This window comes from Trichodesmium erythraeum IMS101, assembly GCF_000014265.1.
GTDB classification, from domain to species: Bacteria; Cyanobacteriota; Cyanobacteriia; order Cyanobacteriales; family Microcoleaceae; genus Trichodesmium; species Trichodesmium erythraeum.
This window is the reverse complement of the sequence record NC_008312.1, coordinates 1,671,012-1,688,616: the sequence shown is the minus strand read 5'-3', so window position 1 is coordinate 1,688,616 and position 17,605 is coordinate 1,671,012. Positions and strand designations below refer to the sequence as shown.

The following is a 17,605-nucleotide window of genomic DNA, read 5'->3' as shown; positions in this document are numbered from 1 at the left end:
TTTGCTATTCCATGAGCTGGGATTTTAAGAAAGGTGTAACTATTGACCAGTTCATAGTTGGGAAGGTAGAAGTATTTTCTATAGTTTGGATTTCCAATTTTCTACTAACAAGCCATTGATTAATACTATTAGCTCTTATATGTACTTTAAAGAAAACTTGTATTTTCAAGTTAAGTACCTCAGAGCATTATTTGCCGATTTTAATCATTTATGCTTTTCATAAAACAAATAATTTAGGTTTTATAAATGTGTAATTAACCTTGTATAAACAATTTTATCAAATGTAAAATTAAATAATTTTATAGCTATAACAGCATAAATAATAACTATTATATTTCCACTAAAAAATAACTATTTTTACATGATTTTATAGGCTATTTGATATTTTTTATTACTATTATTTTTTATTTTTTTGCATTCTATTGAGCTCATTTTTTTTTTGACATTTTAGTTGATTGATTTATATTTCATTTTTCATATTAAATAATGCCGTATTTTTTTAAGATTATTTTTATTGGCTATTATTAATGATGATTACTTTAATTTCATTGTATTTAATTACTTTACGGATAAAGTTGTAGTTGCAATCCCATAAAAAAAATCAAGAGATTAAATACAAAATAATTGATCGTCTATAATTATTCTTTGGAAGAAATAAGTAGAATAATTTATTGCATAAATACAGCATGTTAATTAATTAGTAATTATTGATAATAGAATTTAGATAAAAATCCTATCTGAAAAGTGAAAGAGAGGAACGAATACAATGTATTTATGCTGAATAGAGAAACCAAAAGTAAGAGTGGTTAAAGCTATTTTTCAAAATACTAGTAATTTTTCATAAATGATTTAGGATTACTATAGAAGTTATAATCAATTAGCATATTTCGATGACTTTTTGAATGGTTATAAGTTGATTTTAGTTATTATTTAACTGTGTTAAAGTGAGAGAAAAATGATGAGAATAGCAACACCAGAGCTGATAGTAGTTAACAGATAACCCCTTTAATGATAAAATCTGTTTCTATGATTTGATTCTATTTCTACTTAATTGATAAACACAATACAATCTATATTATAATTTGAAAAATAAATTGCTTTGAACCTCTCAAAATAGTAGTATAAATACTAACACTAAAATATTAAATATACGATGATGAACAGCCAGTTTTTAAACCGTCTCCATAGTCCAGAACGCCCAGTGATCGTCTTTGATGGTGCTATGGGTACTAGCTTACAAGTCCAAAACCTAACAGCAGAAGACTTTGGCGGAAAAGAATATGAAGGTTGTAATGAATATCTTGTCCATACTAAACCAGACGCAGTAGCCAAAGTTCATCGAGATTTCTTAGCAGCAGGTGCGGATGTGATAGAAACTGATACTTTTGGTGGGACAAAAATTGTTTTAGCAGAATATGACTTAGCAGACCAGGCTTATTATCTGAATAAAACAGCAGCGGAATTAGCCAAGTCTGCTGCTGCTGAATATTCTACCCCAGAAAAACCTAGATTTGTGGCTGGTTCAATTGGACCAGGAACAAAATTACCTACCCTCGGACATATTGATTTTGCTACCCTAAAAGATAGTTTTACTGAACAAGCTGAAGGTCTTTTTGATGGAGGAGTAGACTTATTTCTTGTCGAAACTTGTCAGGATGTTTTGCAAATAAAAGCTGCTTTAAATGGCATAGAAGAAATCTTTGCGAAAAAAGGCGATCGCCGACCTATCATGGTATCAGTAACAATGGAATCTTTTGGAACTATGTTAGTCGGTTCAGAAATTAATGCTGCTCTGACAATTTTAGAACCTTATTCTATTGATATTCTGGGATTAAATTGCGCTACAGGCCCAGATTTAATGAAAGAACATATTCGTTATTTGTCAGAAAATTCGCCTTTTATTGTTTCGTGTATTCCTAATGCTGGTTTGCCAGAAAATATTGGGGGACAAGCTCACTATAAACTAACTCCTGTAGAGTTAAAAATGGCATTAATGCACTTCGTTGAAGACTTAGGAGTCCAAGTCATCGGTGGTTGTTGTGGTACTCGCCCCGACCATATTAAAGCATTAGCTGAAATTACTGAAACCCTCAAACCAAAAGAACGAAAACCTAACTATATTCCGGCAGCAGCTTCTATCTATTCTTCAGAAACTTATGAACAAGATAACTCATTCTTAATTGTTGGTGAAAGACTGAATGCTAGCGGTTCTAAAAAATGCCGAACTTTACTAAATGATGAAGACTGGGATGGCTTAGTTGCCCTAGCAAAATCTCAGGTAAAAGAAGGGGCACAAATACTTGATGTTAATGTTGATTATGTGGGACGTGATGGGGTGCGCGATATGCACGAATTAGCATCTCGCTTGGTCACAAATGTTAATTTGCCTCTGATGTTAGATTCGACAGAATGGGAAAAAATGGAGGCTGGTTTAAAGGTTGCTGGTGGTAAATGTTTGCTTAATTCTACTAACTATGAAGATGGAGAACCCCGTTTTTATCAAGTATTAGAATTGGCGAAAAAATATGGTGCTGGTGTAGTAGTTGGAACTATTGATGAAGATGGAATGGCTAGGACAGCTGACAAAAAATTTGAAATAGCTAAACGAGCTTATGATGCAGCAATAGAATATGGCATTCCAGCCCGTGAATTGTTTTTTGATACCCTAGCTTTGCCAATTTCTACAGGTATTGAAGAGGATAGGGAGAATGGAAAAGCAACAATTGAAGCTATTAAACGGATCCGAGAAGAGTTGCCAGGCTGTCATATAATGCTCGGAGTTTCTAATGTTTCATTTGGCTTAAACCCTGCAGCTAGACAAGTGTTGAACTCAGTGTTTTTGCATGAATCAATGGCAGTAGGGCTGGATGGTGCAATTGTTAGTGCAAATAAGATTTTACCTTTAGCAAAAATTGAACCAAAACATCAAGATATTTGTCGGAAACTAATATATGACCAACGTCAATTTGAAGGGGATATTTGTGTTTATGATCCTCTAACTGAATTGACAAAAATGTTTGAGGGTAAAACGACTAAAAAAGACCGTTCTGCTACAGAAAATTTACCAATTGAAGAACGTTTAAAACAACATATTATTGATGGGGAACGTATTGGTTTAGAAGATGCTTTGAGAAAAGCTTTAGAAACATATCCGCCACTAGATATTATCAATGTCTTCTTATTAAATGGCATGAAAGTAGTAGGAGAATTATTCGGTTCTGGACAAATGCAATTACCATTTGTATTACAGTCTGCTCAAACTATGAAAGCAGCTGTTGCTTATCTACAACCTTATATGGAAAAGGAAGAGTCAGGAGATAATTCTAAGGGAACTTTCCTTATTGCTACTGTTAAGGGAGATGTGCATGATATTGGTAAAAATCTTGTGGATATTATCTTGTCAAATAATGGTTATCGGGTAATTAACTTAGGAATTAAACAGCCAGTTGATAATATTATTACTGCTTATCGAGAACATAATGTTGACTGTATTGCTATGAGTGGTTTATTGGTGAAGTCAACTGCATTTATGAAAGATAATTTGGAAACATTTAATCAAGAAGGTATTACTGTTCCGGTGATTTTAGGTGGTGCAGCACTAACTCCTAAGTTTGTCCATGAAGATTGCCAAAATACTTACAAAGGTAAGGTTGTTTATGGTAAAGATGCTTTTTCTGATTTGAATTTCATGGATAAGTTAATGCCAGCAAAAGCAGAAAAGCAGTGGGATGATATCCAAGGGTTTTTAAATGAGTTGGCGGAAGAAAATGGTAATGGTAATGGTAATGGTAATGGTAATGGTAATGGTAATGGTAATGGTAATGGTAAAGTTGCTACTTCAGTTAAGTCTGAAGATCAAGAGGAAAGTCAAACTGCTGCTCCAGTAGATACTCGACGTTCTGATGATGTGCCAGTTGATATTGAGCGCCCGACTCCGCCTTTCTGGGGAACCAAGTTATTACAACCAGAGGATATGCCATTTGAGGAATTATTCTGGTATTTAGATTTGCAAGCGTTGATAGCGGGGCAATGGCAATTCCGTAAACCTAAAGACCAGTCGCGGGAAGAGTATGATGAGTTTTTAGCTGAGAAAGTTTATCCTATTCTGGAAACCTGGAAGTCACGGGTAATTACAGAAAAGTTGCTACATCCCCAAGCAATTTATGGTTATTTCCCTTGTCAAGCAGAAGGCAATACACTTTTAATTTACGACTCGGAGGAAATGAGTCAGACTGGAAAGGCAACAAAAGTTGTCAACAGTTTTGAGTTTCCACGGCAAAAGTCAGGGCGACGGTTGTGTATTACTGACTTTTTTGCTCCTAAGGAGTCGGGAGTTATTGATGTGTTTCCGATGCACGCTGTGACAGTGGGAGAAATAGCGACTGAGTTTGCTCAGAAATTGTTTGCAGATAATCAATATACAGATTATTTGTATTTCCACGGTATGGCGGTACAAACTGCGGAAGCGATGGCGGAGTGGTTACACGCTCGTATTCGTCGGGAGTTGGGTTTTGGTAGTAAGGATGCGGATAATATTAAGGATATTCTGAGACAGCGTTATCAAGGTTCACGTTATAGTTTTGGTTATCCTGCTTGTCCGAATATGCAGGATCAGTTTAAGCAGTTAGATTTGTTGGAGACTAAAAGAATTGATATGTATATGGATGAGAGTGAGCAGTTGTATCCTGAACAGTCTACGACGGCGATCGTTACTTATCATTCTGCGGCGAAGTATTTTAGTGCGTAGTTTGATGTAGTTGAATTTAGGGTGGGCAATATGCTCACACAGAAATAGCGACGCTCCTCATTTTTTTGTGAAATGGAGGAGCGATCGCTTGTCTAAATTAATCTAGAAATTACTAATCTTTATTATCTTGTCAATGTCTAGAAATCTTAAATTTGATTACTTTTAAAAGAGCTCATAAATATGCTAGAATTAAAAATTAAATACCTGCACCCAGAATTATTAATAACCTTTTGAAAATCAGCATTAGAAAAATAGTTACAGTTTTTGTCTGATGGTATTGAATAAACTAAATAAAAAATTGCAGAAATTTGAGACCAAATATCAGTTATTTACAGAATAATTTCTCATAATATTTGATATCAAGTCATCTTCATGAATTAATCTACAAAATTAATGAGGGTAATCAAACATAAAATTAACAGCAACAGAACAAGGTTTATTAATACCTAAAGAATTATGAGGAGAAAGCTAATAATTTGAGGTTATTCAAGAAAATGGGAAAATTATTATCATCAGCATTAAAAAACACCTTCCATTTGAGATTTATATAAAAATCCTGTGGAATATTATGTAAAGGATACTGTAAGCGATCGCGATCGTTATTTGTATAATATGAAAGAAGTCTATTTTTTGGATACTAGTTATCTTTTAAGCGTAGGTTTGGTACCCAAACAAAACCTAATAATACTAAAACTTTGTTAGGTTTTACTATCCTTCAACCCAACCTACACTGACTTTCAAAGGAGATAATAAACATGCCAGAATTTAAAGTTAAATTCCAGTATCCATAATCATTAACAAATAACATTGACAGTCTTATTTCTGACCGAGTAAAATTACTAAAATTAGGAATTACTAAAACTAAAAAAATACTCTTATAAGATTAATTTGAAGAAATATTAGAATTAGATGAATGGATAGGAGAAGCTTTGATGTTGAAACTACTGGAAGAAAATACCGAAAAATTGGGATATATTGAATTTGTTATTTAAAGATTATTTGCAGCAACTTCACGACTTAATAGTACTTTATTAAATAGTACATAATTTTTAGATGATAGTCTCTTAATGAAGTTATTTTAAAGGCATAATTCGAGGAAAAAAATATAAATAACTATGTTTTAATGGTGCAAAAAATTGTATATTTACAATTAAGAATAGGCAGCAGATGTTGGAATTATAAAAATATAATAAAATGATAAATTTTCAGAAAATTGAGAGTTATATAAATACATTACATAATCAATAATGAGAGAACGATATTATCAAAAATTATAAATATATAAATCAGTTTATTTTGCTTATCCAACAAGATTTTTATTAAGTAGCTAAAAATCTTCAGACATTTTCAGTTATTCAAAATTTTACATTTAATTCCTAAAAATAAAGTGCAGATAAAAGTTTTTCCGGGAAAAGTTAGATTTAAACACAATTCAATACTTTACTTTTACGAGTTTTTAGATGTAAAAATAACTGTAGAGGGTGATAAGCAGCTTGACAAAATTAATGGCACATTTTTTTTAGCTTAATCTCTTATATTGCATATTTAATATAAAACTAGGTTAGGTAAACAATTAAGTTTTAAGTGCTTATATATTCTTATCAATATCAGACAGCTAATACTATGAGTGCTAACAATTCAACCCACAGCAACATTGACCGACTGAGAGGATATCTCCCAATGTCTATAAGAAAACTTCTAGACGCTTTTAAGAACTAGCCTCCCCTTGGTGGATCGAAATTCACAAAAGTTTCAATGACTTGATATAGGACAAATGGTAATTTATCAAGAATTCGGTTAAGCGGTGGGCTGGTTTGACGCCACAAATTAGTCTGTTTGTATGATTTTACCATAATTTATATAACTTGATTCAGTATAATTAGATCAATATATATAAACTAATGGTGAATAAACATTAGATCTTCAACAATAGTTAACTAACCTCAAATAACCTGATTTTCCGCTATGATAATACGAGGTATCATAAAAAGCTAAAGTTGTTAAATTTCCCTGACCATAAACATGAAGTTATCGAAATAATGTTCTGTCCTCAAACGCCCCTAATGATGTATTGCAGAGAATTGACAATATTTTGGCTTGTTGATAAATGTTTTCAGTTATCCAAGTTGCCCCAATATTTAGGAGCAGTTCAAAAAATTAGACTTGTTACAGACTAAAAAAATTAATCTGCATCAGAATGCAAAGGAATAATTTTGTCTAGAAAAGTCTAAAACAGCGATCATCACTTATCATTCTATGGCCAAATATTTGAATGCCTATTTTGATATAGTTGAATTTGGGGTAGACAATATGCTCACTTTTTTCTATCAGTTGGAGATGGATTTTATGACGACAATAACAAATAATAATATTGAGCAAGTAATTTTGGATAATCTTAAATTATTACCACCAGAAAAACAACAGGAAGTACTAGACTTTATTCAGTTTATTCAACATAAATTGAACCACTCTCAAGTTAATTATAATAATCAGTTATCTCTTAAAGAAATTGCCCGTTTACCTATAGTAGAGCGTCATAAATTATTAACACCATCAATAGATAAAACTGCTGAAGATTTTTTGAATGATCCAGAATTAACAGAGTTTTTTATTCTTGATGGAGAAGATTGGGAAACAGGAGATGAATAACCCTAAAAGAGGAGAAGTATGGTTAGTAAAATTAGACCCTACTAGAGGTCAAGAAATAAAAAAAACTCGCCCAGCAATTGTGATTAGTTCAAACATTTTTAGATCAGTAAGTGTTAAAATTATTGTTCCTATAGCTAAATGGCAATCTAAATTTAAAAACCGTCTATTTATGATTTCGATACCGAAAACTGATGAAAATGGTTTAGATAACGATTCTGCTGGTAATGTGCTTCAAGTTCGTAGTATTGCTAATGAAAGATTTGTGAGATGTCTTGGGCGAGTTTCAAATTCTATTCTTGAAGAGTTACTAGCAGGTTTAATTATCTGTATAGATTATGAATATGATAGTTTAATATGAGGATATGAATTCCCATTTATTGTGAATAAATTTATTTTGTTTATAAAGTTTGTGGCTTCTTTTGGAACCACGATGACAATTATGATATAATTTTACTATTATAAATTATATAATTTCTGGCTCTTGAAGTGCTCAAAATAATATGGTTTTTCTTAGTTTTGAGTAAGTAAGATATAAATTTATTAAGCTTAACTATGGGCTTTTTCAGGATATTTTATCAAAACAATTAACTTTAATATCCAATAGGGCTTTGAAGAATATTTTCAGTAATTCCAAGAATGATAATTTTATATGTAGTAACTTGAACGAATTTAAAATTAATCTAATAACTTTTATAAGAAGTATAGCGGTTTTTACTTCATAACTAAAAAAAACTTCTGCTCTTTGACTTTTACCTTCTGCATTCTGCCTTTAATCAAAAATTTATACACTGTATGTTAATGAACATTTCCATATATAAACCATAACTTACAGTTAATTGTCAGCACCCAGAATCAAAAAAAATCATTATTCAAAAAAATAACTAAACAGTCACCCCAAAAGGGCAAGGCTTTAGACTCAATTTTTTGGTAATTGACCTAGATTTTTTTTGTTGAATAAAAAATCTAGCTTATGTGCAAGCAAGTACTTTAATATCTATAGTATCAGATTTGCTTTGAGAATGCCAGCTTAATTGATGCAAATTTTTTGTGGTGCTTCACAGGATGAAAATGTATCGCTTCACACCTATTTAGAGTTTACGGAAAAAGTCTTATGAGTGAAGTTAGGAATTAGGAATAAATAGAAATTAATTACGAGGTAGGAGTCAGAGTTGTCCTTTGATTTCTCTGTTTTTGTTTGGCCAAAATACTAATATACATGATCTTAAGCTACTCAAAAGCTGGTACTTTTGTGGAGTGAAAAAGGCACTATTTTCACATATTGTGTTGCTATTTTTAGCATATTTTTTATTCATACTTTTAAGTTAAAAGTTGTTTATCTGGTTTGGGATAAATTGCAGTATTACAATCATCAAAATGTAACAAATACCAAGGTTAAAAAGTTGAATTAGAATATGATACCTTAATATTATTATCTTGAGCATATTTGATGGGTTGATTAAAATTTTCTACCAGAAAGGAATCACGGTCAAATATACACACAACTTGATCATAGTCATTATTTTATTCTTTAATCCTTAAATCTTCTGTAACTAAAGAAATCGTATTTTTACGAAAACCTCGCCAATAAATTATATCCTTTCTAGAAACCAGAGGAAAATACTTGTAGAGATTTGGCGGTTAAATTGAGCATTTAGAGAAAGAAATAGTGTATTTTATCTAGTTTAATCAGCAATTAATTTTTCTTATTTATGAGTTTCTTTTGGTGAATTGAGCATAAACCAAGCCTGAAAATTCATGACTTTAATCAAATTACTTTTGCCGCTAGTATTAGCCATATAAACAGTAACACTTTTGAGGAAACTCAACTATTTATCAATGTGAAAAATATGGTGTTGATGAATCAATATGAAATCTAAATTTGGCAAAAATAAAAAAAATTTTAGTTAATAGTTTGGCGATCGCAATTCAAGAATAATTACGCGCCAAAATTACCAAAGCCAAAACATCATCTTAGTTAGACGTTCAGGTTCTGTGAAGCAAAAATTGTATAACTATCGACTTATCATTACTTTGTCTCTTTTTGGAACTTACGATCATTCTCCTCATTTAAAATAACAATAAAAAAAAGAAGCCCTTGAAAAAGCTTTGGAATTAAGCAGATTAAAAATATTAAACATCTTCTTGGGAAAACTAAGTTTTTATACAGGTATTTCAAGGTTTTGATATTAATGATTTCAGGGTTCTATTAGAATTAACTGTATTTTTTAAAAGACTTGATCATGATATTTGTAAAACATCAAAACAACAGGGCTATGACAAAATATGTCATTCCCTAATACACATTAACCTTTTTGAGTCTGGGGTGACTATCATTTCCGAATAATAGGGAATCATTGTTTTGTATAAATCTGGTTTCTTATAACACTCCAAAGTAGAGAGAGGTGGGATGGTGGGGAAATAGGGATAAATTAGGAAACAGGAAATAGAAATTACTTTGAGCTTTTTACTTCTCCCAAGGGGGTTGACTTTTTACTTGCCCATAGCGCTATAGGAGCTGCTTGAAATTTAACTGGTTGTAACTGTACAGCACAAGCTTTTAACTCTGGTTGTCCAGACTCAGGACAAGCTTGAGGATGAGTCAGAGTATTTGCCTCTGCCTGATGTGCCCATAATGCACCCCAGTGCATCGGTACAAATACAGTACCTGGAGTAATAGCTTTGGTGATTTTGGCTGGAAATCTGCTATAACCTCTTCGCGACCTTACTTCTACCCAATCATTATCTGAAATCTCCAATCTCTGAGCATCCTGGGGATGAATTTCCATAAATGGTAGGGGATACATTTTGCGAATTTTTTCAATACGCCCTGTACGGGTTTGAGTGTGCCAATGACCATATAATCGTCCAGTTGTTAAAATGAATGGATAATCAGGATTAGGTGGTTCTGCTAGTCCTTGAGAGTAATATGCTGCAAACCTCGCCCTGCCATCGGGAGTATTAAATCGAAAGTCAGTATACAGACGCTCCTGAGATACGCCACTACTATCAGGACAAGGCCATTGAGTCGGACCTTTTTCTTGGAGTCGTTGATAGGTAATGCCTGTCATATCACAGGGGCGATCCCGTGTCAATTCCAAAAACTCAGCTCTGACAGCTTCCGAGTCAGCAAAATTAAAGTGATTTGTAAATCCTAAACGGCGACCTACCTCGGCAAAGATTTCCCAATCTGCTTTAGCTTCTCTGAGAGGTTCACGAAATGCCGGACACAAAGTCACCACTCGCTCCGAATTTGTCATAGTGCCTGTTTTTTCTCCCCACTGAGCTGCCGGTAATAATAGGTGAGCATATTCAGCTGTTTCGGTGGGATAATAAGCATCTTGATAAATAGTAAAAGGCGATCGCAACAAAGCAGCCTTAGTCCGTTTTAAATCAGGCATACTCACAGCAGGATTAGTGGCCGCAATCCACAAACAACCAATTTCTTTGCGTTCCAAAGCCATAATCATTTCCCAAGCACTGCGACCAGGTACATCAGAAATTTTTCCGGGAGTTAGTTCCCACAATTTTTCAACCTCAGCACGATGTTGAGAATTTTTTACCATTCGATAACCAGGCAAAAGATGAGCTAGTCCACCTGCTTCCCTTCCACCCATGGCATTTGGTTGACCAGTAAGAGAAAACGGACCTGTGCCTGGTTTGCCTATATCACCTGTCATTAAATGAAGATTAATTAAGGTTCGCACTTTTGCTGTACCCTCTGATGACTGATTCATCCCCATTGACCACAAAGATAAAACTCTCTCGGATTTTCCCCAATAACGAGCGGCTGTTTCCAACTCATCCAAGCGAATTCCACAATGACGTGCTACCAGCCCCGGTGGATACTGACGAATGATATTTACGTATTCAGGGAAGCCCTTCGTACACTCATCTATAAACATTGCATCCAGTAAACCCCACTGTATGAGCAGATTAGCTATACCATTAAGTAAGTCAATATCTGTACCTGGTCGAATTGCCAAATGTAGGTCTGCTACTTCTGCGGTTTTGGTACGACGGGGGTCTACCACAATCATTTTGACTTTTTTATTTCTTTTTTTAGATGCCCGGAGACGGTTAAAGATAATAGGATGACATTCGGCTGTATTAGTACCTATTAAAAATGCACAGTCTGTCTTTTCTAAGTCATCGTAGCAACAAGGAGGACCATCAGACCCAAAACTTTGAATGTATCCAGATACTGCTGAAGACATACAGAGGCGAGAGTTGGCATCAAAGTTGTTAGTTCCCAGACATCCTTTAAGCAACTTTTGAGCAACGTAATAGTCTTCTGTTTGGAACTGACCAGACCCATACATACAAATTGCATCTGGTCCCTGAGAAAAACGTACTTTTTGAATTTGGTTAACAATGCGCCGAAAGGCTTCTTCCCAAGTAACACGACGAAAAGCTTCATCTAGGGTATTGCGCATCATTGGATACTTAAGGCGACTTTTATCCAATGCTTCGCCAACGGTAGCACCTTTGAGACAAACTTTGCCTTGACTTGATGGATGAGAGCGATCGCCCCGTACTTGCCAAGTTGGATTACCTTTACTATCGCGATTTGTTACTTTTCCTGGGGTTGCTGGTGGTGATACTTCTAATCCGCAGCCTACGCCACAATAAGGGCAAGCAGTTTTTGTAGTTTTCATAGTGCACTTAATTTTTTGGAAACTTACTAATAGTACTTACAAATTTTCTGGGGTAAAAAATACCTCAAGGGTGCAGCATAACCGAGAAAATGTCAGTAAATACAAGGCAATAAAAATCGCTAAAACCCATTTTTATTAAGGCTTTTCAATCTTATTCCTCAGCGAATAAGGTATGAGATTCTATCTGTACTTCCTCTTCTCCCTCATGGTGTTCAGCAAATGAACCTTCTGGCTCTTTGAGAAAGAATGCACAGATGAAAGCAACGATCATTGATGTCACACCAATAACTTCAAAGAAAATCTTGTCACCAATAGCACCTTCAGGCAGGAAACTATACAAAGTCAGATATAAGACTGCTCCTACGTTACCATAAGCACCTACATTACCTGCTATTTGACCAGTCACTCGCCGTTTTATTAGGGGAACTATGGCAAAAGTGGAACCTTCTGCAGCTTGAACAAAGAAAGAACAAAGCATCGTTAGCAACACCGCTGCAGGCAACCACCAACTTCCTTTAACGTTACCCATTGTCAAATAGCCGATCGCCATCCCTACAGTCAATACTGTCATTGTTAATTTACGACTACCTAACTTATCAGAAATTAAACCACCACCAGGACGAGATACCAAGTTCATAAAAGCATAACTAGCAGCAATCATTCCTGCCATTGTCTTACTAAGACCAAAAGTATTTTCAAAGAAAGCAGGCAGCATAGAAACTACTGCTAATTCAGAACCAAAATTCACAAAATAAGTTAACTCTAAAATTGCTACCTGAGAGAATTTATAGCGATCGCTAGGGGGATAGTGTTTTTCTTGAGCAATTAACTCTTTGTTGGTTATCCAACAGTTATAAGTTTGGAAAGCGTATAAACCTAATAGCACTAGCCAGACAATATAAAGTTGACTTGTGGATAAGAAACCTACTTTACTTAAACGCCAACCTAACAAACACAGAACTCCTGTTAAAGGAATGTTCATCAAAACCAAAAAAAGGAAATCTTTTGGGGTAGTAACTTCTAAGCCTCTGGCACATTTCGGTTTTTGATATGTTTTACCAGGAGGAGTGTCTAGAACATTAAAGAAGTAAAACACACCATAGAGTGCAGCAATAATACCTGTCAGAGCGATCGATACCCGCCAATTTAAGACATCGCCTGAACCAAAAGTTAACCAAGCCGCTATAGTTGGGAGTGTAAAGGCAGCGCCAGCAGAACCAAAGTTACCCCAACCGCCATAAATACCTTCTGCCAAACCTATTTCTTTAGGGGGAAACCACTCTGCTACCATGCGGATACCAATCACGAAACCACCACCTACAATACTTAATGCCAAACGACTGATTACCAAATGGCTAAAGTTTTGGGCTAAAGCAAAGCCAATACAGGGAATGGCTGCATACATGAGCAAGAGTGAATAGGTGATTCTTGGTCCGTATTTATCTAGTAGCATTCCGATGATAATTCGGGCAGGTACTGTGAGTGCTACATTACAGATGGCAATAGTTCTGATTTGAGAAGTTTCTAAACCTAAGTCTTCTTTTAGTGCTGTTGCTAATGGTGCTAAGTTAAACCAAACAACAAAGGAGAGAAAAAAAGCAAACCAGGTTAAATGGAGAATGCGGTAACGACCGCGAAAAGACCAGAGTTTTGTTAACATACTTTTATTGATAATTGCAGAAATGGTCCAAAGCTATGTTATAGCTGAAATGCCCCCATGAAATCAAAATGAAAATGCTTTTTGAGTAGGTCTGGTTGTTAATATTATTTCTATTATTTTTTGTTTATTAACAACTTTTTCTAATGTCTACTGTACTAATACCATATACAATATCATCTTTTTCTTACCTTATCAATAACACTGTCATCTATTTTATTCTATTTTTTTAATTTTTTCCAGTGTTGATGATATGTTGATATTTTCGCTTTTTAATTGACGCAGTATAACCAAAGGAAAATTTGGAGCATGGCCTTAGCCATAACCTATCCTTTACATCAAGCAGGATGGTACTACTGGGTAAGAATTGAATAACTCTCTGTGTACTCGTTCAATAACTTTGAGCACAGACTTATTTTGGTTGAGCAGCAAAATTTTTAATTAGCAAACTCCGCAATATTGGCTTGAGGTCTTCACAAGGAATACTTTTTTGAACACAACTGCCAAGTTGAGCATCTTTACCAACTTTCCCACCCATATATAGATTAACACCATCGACCATTTTCCCGTTTTTGCGAACTTTAGTGCCCATCAGACCAATGTCTGCAACCTGTGGTTGTCCGCAAGAGTTGGGGCAACCAGTCCAATGAATGCGTACTGGTTTTGGTATTGATAGTTCCGTTTCTAGTTCTTTTGCTATTGCTAAGGCGCGATTTTTAGTTTCTATCAAGGCAAAGTTACAAAATTGTGATCCTGTACAAGAAACTACAGCTCTAGTTAGTGGTTGAGGCTCAAAAGAAAATTTTTTCAGGAGGGGTTCACTTCTAAATGTTTCCAGCCGAGAATCAGGAACATTAGGAATGATGACATTTTGTTCTACCGTCAAACGGATTTCTCCATTGCCATAAACTTCAGCCAAACGAGCTAGGTCAAACATATCGACAGCATATAATCTGCCAACAGGAATATTTAACCCAATGTAGTTTAACCCTGGTTGTTTTTGTTTGTAAATGCCAATGTGGTCACGCTTTTCCCAGAGAATTTCATCTTTGAGGGCTTCTGTTTCTAGAGTTAGCCCTATTTGTTTCTCAACTTGTGAGCGGAACTTTGTGAGCCCCCACTCGTCAATAAGCCACATTAACCTTGATTTTTGCCGATTTTCCCGGAGTCCGTAATCACGATATACTTCTAAGATAGCTCGACAAAGGGCAATGACTTGATTGGGTTCTACCCAAGCATTTAGAGGTATAGCGGCTTCGCACCGTTTGGCGGAAAAGAAGCCACCTACCAGAACGTTGAAGCCAAATTTATCATTTTTGTAGGCTGGAATAAATGCAATATCGTTGATTTCGGCGTGGACTGAATTATCACGACATCCGGCGATCGCTATATTGAATTTTCTTGGTAAATTAGTAAACTCAAAGTTGCCTTTATTGTTGTCAGTAATCATGTCTTGGACTTGCTTGATTAACTCACGGGTATCGTATAGTTCGGTAGCATCAATGCCAGCAACTGGGGAACCTGTGATATTTCGCACATTATCCATGCCAGATTGAACACTGGTTAAGCCAACTTTTTCAAGTCTATTGAAAATGTCTGGAATGTCTTCAATTGCAATTCCTCGCAGTTGTAAATTTTGTCGGGTGGTAATGTCGGCATTGCCATCATCGCCGTAGCGTTGGACTATTCCTGCCAAGACTCGCATTTGTTGACTTGAGAGCATTCCATTAGGCATACGCATCCGTAACATAAATTTGCCTGGAGTTACAGGTCTAAAGAATACACCCAACCATTTAAGTCTGTGGTTGCGGTCTGTTTTGTCTATTGCTTCCCAACCTATTTTAGCAAAATGTTCTATTTCTGTTTTTACTGCTAGACCATCTTTTTCTGCCTTAAATTTATCAAAACTATTTAGTTTCATTTTGCGCTGTATAGTCTCAGTCATCTACTTTTCCTTGATTTATATATTTTCTATGTCTAATTTTTAGTGAATTGTTTGTTTTTTTAAGATCTTTACTAGAAGAAAAAACTTTTTTAAAAGATTAAATGTTCTGAATACATATTATGTTGAACTAATTTTATTTGAATTTCTTGATTTATCAATTTAAAGGAAAGGAAATAAAGAATTCGTAGCTTATATAACAAAATAGAGTCTTTTATGACATTTATGCATTGTTAAAATGCATTTATTACATAAAAGACTCTACTATATAAAAATACAGGGATGAGGGTAACAATATCTGGGCGTTGGTAATTTTGGCGCCTGATTCTCATTTAATGGCGCTCCCCTAACTATTCACTGAAAAAAAATTATGTTTGGCCAAACTTAGATTTTATGTTGATTCACCAACGCCAATATTTGTATTGATAAGTAAAACTTTACAAAGTAATAAGCTAATTTAAAGATTTATATTATAGCCCTTGTAATAAAAACCTTAAGTGAGTTGAATTATTGTTCAAGTTATTCTCTAAATAATATTATGAACTGGAGTGTAGACTTTATTCTTGGTGCCTGAAAACTTAACCACAGGAAACTGGAGTGAGAGAAGCCTACCTTCAGGGAAACTATTTCTTTTGTAATATTGTCAGGAATTTTCAGTCAATTATCTACAGGTTTTACTATAAGGTAATTTTAATTATGCTCTGGAAAGATATTTTAAATAGTTTGGATAAATTTAAAATATTCAAACTTGCCAAAAAAGAAAAATAATCAACTGATTACGAAAACATCTACACCTCTTATATTTATTGCCCAAGGTTTCTAAGTTCCAAGTTTTCAAAACTTTTTGAGAAGATGATTTAAATGCCCCAAAATTTAGTCTAAGCTCCAATCTAAAAAAACTTACTTTTATTAATTGATACCAAAGAATTAATGTCAATAAATTATATTATAAAATTTACTGGATAATTATCAGCAGTCAAACTAATAGCTAATAACTAAAATGAGTAATTCAATCAAAAAATTTAGAGAATTTGAATATAATGCGTGGCAAAAATCTGTAGACCAATACGATAGTTCTTTTGCTTCTCTAACTAATCAAATGATTCAACCACTTCTGAATGCTGTCAACGCCAAAAAAGGAAACAAAATACTTGATATTGCTACTGGACCTGGTTATGTAGCTACAGATGCTGCTAAACGTGAATGTAATGTAATTGGATTAGATTTTTCTGATGGGATGTTAAATAAGGCTAAACAACTTAATCCTGACCTAGAATTTATTCAAGGAGGAGCTGAATTTTTACCTTTTGAAAATGAAGAGTTTGATGCTGTTGTGATGAATTTTGGTATTTTACATTTGGCTGAACCTCAAAAGGCAATCAATGAAGCATTTAGAGTTTTGCGTTATGCAGGAAAATTTGCTTTTACTGCTTGGGATATAATGGATAAATGTATTGGTATGAAGCTAGTTTATGAAGTAGTTAAAGCTCATGGAAATTTAGAAGTATCTTTGCCTGAAGGGCCTCCATTTTTTTATTTTAGTGAAGAGCAAAACTGTATTTATGGATTAAAAAATGCTGGCTTTTCTAGTCCTTTAGTAAGTAAATTTTCTTTGGCCTGGGAGTTAGCAAATGCTGATGAATGGTTTGATGCTTTCTATAAAGGTGCTCCTAGAACAGGTGCTTTACTTCGGAGTCAAGCTCAGGAAAATATTGCAGATATTAAAGCAGCTTTTCATCAAATATCACAACCTTATGTTGATAAAAATACATTAATTTTACCTATGTCTGCGTTAGTGGCATCAGGAACAAAAATGTGACTAATAATGTGACTAATATAACTCTAGGTATAAGTCATCAACTACAAGTAAAAACTCGAGGTTAACAATATTATAGCCTATATTTTTGCAGACATAATGTAGTCTTAAATAAATAGTTTCTGAGTTATAAGTTAGA

General features: G+C 34.3%; 9 protein-coding genes and 1 pseudogene. 5 read left to right on the top strand and 5 right to left on the bottom strand.

Annotation, left to right across the window (positions count from 1 at the left end):
* Positions 1 to 1,156 precede the first annotated feature (1,156 nt).
* Positions 1,157 to 4,747, top strand: a complete 3,591-nt coding sequence (gene metH, locus TERY_RS05005; RefSeq protein WP_044137191.1) for a methionine synthase — start codon at positions 1,157 to 1,159, stop codon at positions 4,745 to 4,747.
* Between the two features lie 1,715 nt (positions 4,748 to 6,462).
* Here metH and TERY_RS32360 read toward each other — a convergent pair.
* Entirely contained in the window at positions 6,463 to 6,600 is a 138-nt protein-coding gene (locus TERY_RS32360; protein WP_155994314.1) for a hypothetical protein, read from the bottom strand.
* 99 nt (positions 6,601 to 6,699) lie between these two features.
* Between TERY_RS32360 and TERY_RS36265 the strand changes: the two genes are divergently transcribed.
* The 3 genes from TERY_RS36265 (at position 6,700) to TERY_RS04995 (ending at position 7,754) form a co-directional block, all read left to right on the top strand.
* The gene (locus TERY_RS36265; RefSeq protein WP_370497152.1) at positions 6,700 to 6,924 is read left to right on the top strand and encodes a toxin-antitoxin system TumE family protein; all 225 of its coding nucleotides are present in this window, start codon (positions 6,700 to 6,702) and stop codon (positions 6,922 to 6,924) included.
* 169 nt (positions 6,925 to 7,093) lie between these two features.
* Positions 7,094 to 7,396 carry a DUF2281 domain-containing protein gene (locus TERY_RS32355; protein WP_071820740.1) on the top strand — a complete coding sequence of 101 codons (303 nt, stop codon included), beginning with the start codon at positions 7,094 to 7,096 and terminating at the stop codon, positions 7,394 to 7,396.
* Complete coding sequence (locus TERY_RS04995; protein ID WP_011610826.1) at positions 7,389 to 7,754, top strand: type II toxin-antitoxin system PemK/MazF family toxin; 366 nt, start codon at positions 7,389 to 7,391, stop codon at positions 7,752 to 7,754. Before TERY_RS32355 ends, TERY_RS04995 begins: the two co-directional genes overlap by 8 nt.
* Before the next feature lie 1,034 nt (positions 7,755 to 8,788).
* On the opposite strand, the pseudogene TERY_RS36260 reads toward TERY_RS04995, so the two are convergent.
* The 4 genes and pseudogenes from TERY_RS36260 to TERY_RS04980 all read right to left on the bottom strand — a co-directional run.
* Positions 8,789 to 8,902, bottom strand: a pseudogene (locus TERY_RS36260) (RloB domain-containing protein); the annotation flags it as partial.
* A 944-nt stretch (positions 8,903 to 9,846) separates the two neighbouring features.
* On the bottom strand, positions 9,847 to 12,051 hold the full coding sequence (locus TERY_RS04990; RefSeq protein WP_011610825.1) for a molybdopterin-dependent oxidoreductase: 2,205 nt from the start codon (positions 12,049 to 12,051) through the stop codon (positions 9,847 to 9,849).
* Positions 12,052 to 12,202: 151 nt separating this feature from the next.
* Positions 12,203 to 13,711, bottom strand: a complete 1,509-nt coding sequence (locus TERY_RS04985) for an MFS transporter (protein ID WP_011610824.1) — start codon at positions 13,709 to 13,711, stop codon at positions 12,203 to 12,205.
* Positions 13,712 to 14,120: 409 nt separating this feature from the next.
* Positions 14,121 to 15,653, bottom strand: a complete 1,533-nt coding sequence (locus TERY_RS04980; RefSeq protein ID WP_011610823.1) for a ferredoxin--nitrite reductase — start codon at positions 15,651 to 15,653, stop codon at positions 14,121 to 14,123.
* A 997-nt stretch (positions 15,654 to 16,650) separates the two neighbouring features.
* Here TERY_RS04980 and TERY_RS04975 point away from each other — a divergent pair.
* A complete protein-coding gene (locus TERY_RS04975) occupies positions 16,651 to 17,469 on the top strand; it encodes a methyltransferase domain-containing protein (protein WP_011610822.1) in 819 nt (272 codons plus the stop codon).
* Positions 17,470 to 17,605: the final 136 nt, after the last annotated feature.